The 6,357-nt window shown below is 57.4% G+C and carries 8 protein-coding genes and 1 pseudogene; all 9 read right to left on the bottom strand.

From position 1 onward, the window contains the following. Positions 1-488: pseudogene (locus ACP5J3_RS09850) on the bottom strand (hypothetical protein); the annotation flags it as partial. Next, positions 485-934, bottom strand: a complete 450-nt coding sequence (locus ACP5J3_RS09845) for a hypothetical protein (protein ID WP_428495531.1) — start codon at positions 932-934, stop codon at positions 485-487. The gene ACP5J3_RS09845 and the pseudogene ACP5J3_RS09850, both read right to left, overlap by 4 nt. 36 nt (positions 935-970) lie before the next feature. After that, positions 971-1,942 (bottom strand): hypothetical protein, encoded by a 972-nt coding sequence (locus ACP5J3_RS09840; RefSeq protein ID WP_428495530.1) that lies wholly within the window; start codon positions 1,940-1,942, stop codon positions 971-973. Positions 1,943-1,986: 44 nt separating this feature from the next. Further along, entirely contained in the window at positions 1,987-2,454 is a 468-nt protein-coding gene (locus ACP5J3_RS09835) for a hypothetical protein (protein WP_428495529.1), read from the bottom strand. Positions 2,455-2,494: 40 nt separating this feature from the next. Next, positions 2,495-3,694: a hypothetical protein gene (locus tag ACP5J3_RS09830; RefSeq protein ID WP_428495528.1), complete on the bottom strand. Its 1,200-nt coding sequence runs from the start codon at positions 3,692-3,694 to the stop codon at positions 2,495-2,497. 29 nt (positions 3,695-3,723) lie between these two features. Further along, positions 3,724-4,062: a hypothetical protein gene (locus ACP5J3_RS09825; RefSeq protein WP_428495532.1), complete on the bottom strand. Its 339-nt coding sequence runs from the start codon at positions 4,060-4,062 to the stop codon at positions 3,724-3,726. Further along, the gene (locus ACP5J3_RS09820) at positions 4,062-4,328 is read right to left on the bottom strand and encodes a hypothetical protein (RefSeq protein ID WP_428495527.1); all 267 of its coding nucleotides are present in this window, start codon (positions 4,326-4,328) and stop codon (positions 4,062-4,064) included. The genes ACP5J3_RS09825 and ACP5J3_RS09820 overlap by 1 nt, the downstream gene beginning before the upstream one ends. 30 nt (positions 4,329-4,358) lie before the next feature. Beyond that, positions 4,359-5,894 (bottom strand): ATPase, T2SS/T4P/T4SS family, encoded by a 1,536-nt coding sequence (locus ACP5J3_RS09815; RefSeq protein ID WP_428495526.1) that lies wholly within the window; start codon positions 5,892-5,894, stop codon positions 4,359-4,361. Continuing rightward, positions 5,891-6,357, bottom strand: a 467-nt coding sequence (locus ACP5J3_RS09810; protein WP_428495525.1) for a ParA family protein, incomplete at its 5' end; no start/stop codon positions are given. The genes ACP5J3_RS09815 and ACP5J3_RS09810, both read right to left, overlap by 4 nt.

Raw genomic sequence — 6,357 nt, 5'->3', positions numbered from 1 at the left:
GAGGCCAAGCGGGGGCCCCATATCGAGGCGGTAACGGGCAGGGCGATTTGACCCCAGCCGTCTGAGGCGTCCACGAAGACGCATCCCGTGCGGCAGAAGGCGCTTGTGTCCAGCGCCAGTCCCGGCCTCCCGGCGATGAACTGGCCGAACCTCGGCGCCGAACCGTCGCAGGATACGTAGATGATGCCGTCGACTACCCACAAGTACATTACGCCTACGCAGGTGGCGTTTTGACCCGGCGCCAGGGGGTAGCCTCCGTAGTACGCCCAGCCGTACCTAGCCAGTTGTCTACCCGCTGACTCTACGGCGGCGTACGAGTCGTACTGCTTGACCACGTAAGGCCCCACAAGCTTAAAGGCGCAGTCGGAGCATGTGGGCACCTCCGAGGGGCCCTCCCTCACCGGGTAGAGTTGTGTTATTATGGCCACCGCCATTGCCATTAGCCCGGCGAAGATTGTGATGTCTCTAAGCGTTGTCAACCCCCTCATGGACATCTGTACTGCACCACCAGCCATCTCCCCTTCGAGGCTACGTTGACCGGAACGCAACGGGGATCCACCCTGGCGTCGAAAGGCGGGGGGCACCAGAGTCCCGTGTATGGATCGCCAATTCTTACAGGCCTTCTGCCGTAGAGCTCGCATCTATACCCACCGGGATAGACATAAAACTTGGCGACCAGCACGCCGGGTACGCCGACTCCCTGGCGGAACTGCTCGGCATCGGGGCCCACGTACTCCATTAGGTAATACCTCGTGTGATTGTATCTGTCAATCACGGCGTATACATACAGCGACCTAGTGGGTACGTTGTCCCCGGGCTCGGCCGGCGCCTCGATGTACGCGGAGGGGAGGTAGGGCCTCGCCACCAGCGCCGCGAATAGGAACAGGGCCGCCAGCCCTGTGATAAAAACAGATGCCGATATGAAATCCTCCATGGAAAAAGGGAGGAGGGGATGGAAAAACCTTAGAGGTTATTCAGACTGCCGCCTCCTAACGTATACGACGGCGCCAATGACGCCACCTAAGGCGATGAGCAACATTGGTATCAGCCACCCCGTCCCGTTGCCCTCCTCCTTGGCGCTGAGCTGTGACTGGAGTTGCGCCAGCTGAGACTGGAGCTGGCTCACCTGCAAGGCGTGTGTTCTGTTCAGCTCCTCCATCCTCTTCAGGAGTGCGTCCTTTTTAGACAAGATGTCGCTCAGCCTCTTCTTCAGATCTTCAATCTCGTTGTTCTGGGCCTGGATCTTTGCGTTCAGCGCAGTTATCAACTGCTCTCTTTGTTTGAGGAGCTCCTCAAGCTTCGTCTTCTCATCACTCAACGTCTTCACCTTATCTGACAGCTGCTGCAGGAGATTCCCTAGCGCGGTGCTGTTGGCGAGGGCTCTGCCAAGCTCGGCTTTTATCTCGTCAAGCGTCCGGACCAGCCGATCGTACTCCACGTAAAGCGATGTGTTGCCCGGAGGCACCTTAACCACAGTCTTCGTACTTAAGTGGAGGTACCACCCCTCGGGAGCCATTTCGGAGAAGTTGCCCACCGGCGTCGTGAAGTTACCTGTGGCGTTGACAAGGTTCACCAGCCCCACATAGGCCGCTAAGCGAAGGGGAAGCCACTTTAGCCAGAGCCACACACGTCCATCGTGCGAACAGTATATGTTTGACCTCACCAACACGCCGCCCTCTATTGGGGTTATGTTCAGCGGCTCGATAGACACATACCTGCAGACCTGAGATATATATGTCAACGCCGCTTGCGCCTCTCTTTCATCTCCTCTAAACGCTATGCCGTCCTGTATGTAGTACAGCGTGGCCGCGCCGTAATATTCGACAAAGTGTGTAGCGTTTAACGGATAGGCTGTGGCTATGTAGGCATGTGGTGGATGCCAGCTGATAAACTGCGCCAGTGCCAGACCTGTAGCGATTAGAAATACTAACCACCAATTCATGACCGAGAGGGAGTAGGTATGGAAAAAACTTTGTTTGATTTGTCTTAAGAAATTCCCGCAGATACTACGCCCTTTGCTATTTGTACTGCTTTGCCACTGCCGTCGTAAGCAATAATTACATACACGTACTGCGTACCTGGAGTCAGTTGTGCGCTGAATCTACACGTAGCCGACTGCCCTGCCACCAGCTGTAGCTGACTTGGCTGTATGTTTGTTGAGACGCCCGCACTACCCGCCTTTGCACATGAGCCTTGGGTTATAGTCGACAATTGCTGAGAGCCGGCTTGCCCAAATTGGAGGGCGAGGCCTAGTAGTCTGCCGTTTAGCACCTCGACCGTTACATCAAAGCCCCCTCTGTCTGCTGTAACTATTGCGTTAGCCCTCAGGGCCTCAGCCGCAGATTTTCCAATTTGTTGAAATGTCAGCGCCCCTATTACGCCTACAATTATGAAGCCAGCCGCTATCAGCAACGCCTCCACAGTCGTTAACCCTCTGAACTTTTGCCTCCGCATAGGACCACCTCAAAAAGAGGGGGAAAAACTTTAGATCCGCCTAGAGCAGTAGCTGGAGGCCTTGTTGCAGAGCCAGGCCGACGGCCCCGCCTAGCGTCGTGGAGTGGTGTATCCCCAGCGCCGAGAGGAAAATCGCGATGTAGCTCGCGGCTATCAGCGACATAGTTGTGGACACCACGCGCCTTATCTCCTCATATGGGGGCGGGGAGAAGAACGGGTTGTAGCCGGCCTCCAGGCTGGACAGCGCCTTAGCCGCTGTGGACACAGAGTAGGCGAGTATCCCCACAGCCGCGATAAACAACGCAAAATAGGCCGCTGAGAGCTTCACAGTCTTCTTCACAGCGACGTTCTCCATGTCCACCACCGTCTGGATATACTCCACGGCCTTCACAGCGGCGGCGCCGCCGGCCTCCACGATGGCGCGGTACATCGACTTAGCCAGGACAAAGTATTTTGACGGCACGAAGTAGCCGTAGGCGATTTTGGCGGCTACCCTAAACCTCCCAGACAGCCTCGCCACGATCAGGTCGGGGGGCGCCCCCTCCTTGAGCATAGCCGCGGCGGCTCTAAGCATTGGGGGCACCTCCTGTCTTATCCTAAACCACCACAGCTTGTCCTTAGCCTTAAGCCAAACCGTTGCCGCGGCGCCGAAGGCTAAAAACGAGGCCACTGGAGACGCGAGTAGACCTACGACAGTTGCGGCGAGGACCCCCAGGGGCAGGGACCACTCGTAGGTCTTCCACAGCGACAAGTCCCTCGGCGTCGCGGCCACGGCGGCGGCTCCCGTCGAGGCGGTCACTCCGAGAATCAACAACAGCAGATAGGTGGGTTCTATACTCAAGACGCCGATGGCCCACATGAAGAGGAGGAATAGTGGGAGTAGAAACAGCGCGCCCAGCGCGTTGACCAGAGACTCGTATATACGAAGCCTAGCCTCGAGTCTAGATACTGCGACAGATCTGGACGACTCAAGAAAGGAATGTACTAATATAGATCTGTCTACGCCGGCCTCCTCCTGAGCCAAGGCGTATCCAAAGTGTCTAGCCACTTCCAGCCTGTCCTCAAGGAAGAGGGCAGAGGGCGACGGCATTAGAGAAGCCACAAATAGCCTCCTGCTCTCCTCCTCATCTAGCTCAGCTGTGTTAAGCGCCGTGTATTTCAAAGCCTCGTTGCCAGATACGACGCCTAGATAAGTGGCGAAGACAGGCACGGCGGCTAGGTAGAAATCCTCACGGCGCATGGAGAGGGGGAACGCGCCGTGGAAAAACCTTAGATTAAGTTGGAAAGCACCTCCCGTATATGGGCGAGTTTCCCAGCCTTCTCCACAGCTACTGGCAGTTCCCTCACCGCTTGTGTCACCGAGGCGCCGGAGGCCACCCGGCGTATGATATAGTCCACAACCATGTCCATGTGTTTATCTAAATCCACAAGCCTCGCCGCGAGACGCCAGTCCTCATCCTCGAGCCAGATGCCGTGTCTAGCCAACTTAAGCACGGCCTTCCACAGCCTCGCCTCCCTAACGCCAAGTTCCTTCGCCAACTCGCAGAGCCACCGCGCGGTGTGCACGGTAAAGCCCTTTCTCACGGCGTCTTTCTCCACTTTGCACATCACCTCGCCAGGAGGAGCAAGGCTAGTCTAACCATGGGGTCGTCGCTCCTGCTCCTCAGGGCCTCGATTAACACCTCCCGCGGAAGGCAGTGAATAATCCTGGCGGCCAGCTCCTCGGGCATCTCGGCCAAGGCCGTAGCAAGGTGAGTTGCCCAAGTCTGCTGGCTCACTTGTTGCGTTGAGTTGTTAGAAACCTCCACGCCGTTTCGCAGAGCCGAGTCGCCCCCCGTCTGTATAAGCTCCGCCAAGTTCCGCCTCTTAATCATAACCCGGCGTACAGCCTGGGCGGAAAAATATTAGACATAGCCGAACCTCGCCGCCTCTTCCTCAAGCGTGGATTTGAAATCCAGCCTGTCCAGCCACAGCATCTCCACGATGGCAGACCTAGCCGACGCGGGGTCCTCCACCTCGCTAGCCTTGACTAAGGCTTCTATCCTCAGCGCGAGCTCCTTTTTCAAATCTATGCCGTACATTTCCTCCACATACGAGGCTATGCGCGGCATCAGCTCCGCGGGGTCAGCCACCTCCACCTCCCGACCCTTTACAACTACAGCCTTCACCTCCTTTACATACCTAACGCCGCCCACCGCAGACAGCTGGATTACAAGCGTGCCGTCTAGCCCCTCAGGCGGCGCCTCGGCCTCGGTAATGCGTAACAGAACGTCTTTCACAGTTTCCGCGTGCATCGTGGTGAGGGCGCCGTGGCCCGTAAGCTTATAGTTTACCAACGTGCGCAGTTCCTGCGGCGTCCTGGCCTCGGCGAGCGCCACCACGGTATGCATCGTGCCGTAGCGCAAGGCCTGGTCGAGGGCGGCCCACAGCTTGTCTTCAGACGGCACAGAGATGTGAAGCAACTGGCCGTCGAGGGGGGCCCAGATCTCCCTAGCCCCCCTCTCCACCACCACTACCTGGAACCAAGGCGGGATTAGGTACAGAAGCTGGTTCAGCTGTGTCGTCTTTCCAGACCCCATGCCGCCCGAGAAAAAGACACTTCCCTTCATCTCTAGGACAAGAGAGGCCAAAGCCAGAACCTCAAGCCCCTCAGGCCTGTGCGCCGGGCCCCGGGCGGCATGCTCTTCAGCAACCTTTGGCTTCGTCGTGTAGGGCTTCAGCAGAGATTTAGAGGGCTTCGGGACTGCAGACATCTTCCTTATGTTCACGTTGTACTCCAGCAGATCTGCGGCTATCCTCGCCTTGTTCACCGGATCCTCCCTCGTGAGCATGGGACGGTCCATGGTGAGGGAGGAGAGCAACTGCTTCACCACGACGTACATAAGGGGCTCCGGGATAACTATGTTGGTGGGCATCCTCACCTCGTTACGCACAGCCACCACCCTCCGGTATCGCCCAAGCTCCACCATCTGGAACTTGATATACTCCAACTGCTCCCTCAGCGACTTGGGCACGTAGGTATACTTAGCCGCCGGTGCCGTCGGCTGCGGTATGACGATCTCCGTGAGGAGGGGGTCCCGCATCAGCGCCTCCAGCGCCCCGTAGCCCATGTAGTCCCTAGCCCCCGACCAGCGGTCGAGGAGGTAGTGCACCACCTCTCTGTAATCCTTGTACATCGCCCACACCGCGCGGTCTCTGAGGCCCTCCGCAACAGACTTGATAAGCTTGGGGTACTCCCTCTCGTCAGGCGGCACGGCGCCGCGGAACATGATAAGAAGGAGGGCCGTCTGGAGATCGTCCGGTATCTCGGGGTCTATGACGACGTACATCAAGTCGTCTGTAATGCAGACATCCGTCCTCACCCCCCTATCCACAAGCACCCCCTCCCGCCTGAGCCAGCAACGGCTTTTTAAAGTGGCGTCGGCGTGGGCGTAGATCATGCCGTCTTTATACGTGCCAGTATCTGGTCAACCGCCTTTCTATTATCCCTGTCCCTCAACACGTCGTTCGCCACCGCCTCTCCGTAGTACTCCCCAATCGCCACTCTCTTTACGGCAATAGGCGTGATTTTCCTCGCCAACTTCAACTCGTCTTTTTCCAAGAGGTTCACGGCAACGAGAGAGGAGTAGGCCATGTAGCGGCGGTACTGCTCAGCCTTGACGTCAGATATACGCGCGATAAGCCGGCGATCGGCAATGAAGATGTTATAGACGCCCATCTGCTGTAGCTTAGACAGCACCTCCAGCCTCAGCGCCGCCGTGCTGTCTATAAAGACCGTGTCCACGGGAATCCTCAACTTCGTCACGAACTTGGGCAGGTGTTCAACCCACTCAAGCATAGCCTCAACGAAGTCCCCCACCACGTCCTCACCCATCCTCTGATAGATCTCATAAGCCTCGTACC

This window comes from Pyrobaculum sp. (genome assembly GCF_049971835.1).
In the GTDB taxonomy this organism is placed as follows: domain Archaea; phylum Thermoproteota; class Thermoprotei; order Thermoproteales; family Thermoproteaceae; genus Pyrobaculum.
This window is presented reverse-complemented; position numbering and strand designations above follow the sequence as displayed.